General features: G+C 67.5%; 1 protein-coding gene. It reads left to right on the top strand.

Annotation, left to right across the window (positions count from 1 at the left end; translation table 11 throughout):
- Positions 1–446 (top strand): SpnB-like Rossmann fold domain-containing protein (locus GTW67_RS22120; RefSeq protein ID WP_161166549.1); only part of this gene is annotated, 446 nt, incomplete at both ends.

Genomic DNA, 446 nt, shown 5'->3' with positions numbered 1-446 from the left:
GGTTCGGTTCCGGTGTCGGTGGCGTTGACGCTGGGTCTGGTGCAGGCGCTGGGTGATGTGGGTGTCGAAGCACGACTGTGGTGCGTGACCCGCAACGCCGTAGCGGTGTCCGACTCGGAGCGGGTGCGTGATCTGGATCAGTCGCAGGTCTGGGGTCTGGGCCGTGTGGCTGGTTTGGAGTTGGGCGCTCGTTGGGGTGGTGTGGTTGATCTGCCTGAGGTGGTGGATGCCCGGTTGGTCGGGCGTCTGGCCGGGGTGTTTGCCTCGGGTGAGGGTGAGATCGCTGTTCGTGCTGCGGGGGTGTTCGGCCGGCGCGTGATCCGCGCTGCTGGTGCTGCTGGTGGTGGTTCTTGGCGGGTGTCGGGGACTGTGCTGGTGACGGGTGGCACGGGTGGTCTGGGTCGTCGTGTGGCGCGGTGGCTGGTGACTGCTGGTGCGGAGCACGT

This window comes from Streptomyces sp. SID5910, assembly GCF_009862125.1.
GTDB lineage: Bacteria > Actinomycetota > Actinomycetes > Streptomycetales > Streptomycetaceae > Streptomyces.
This window is presented reverse-complemented; position numbering and strand designations above follow the sequence as displayed.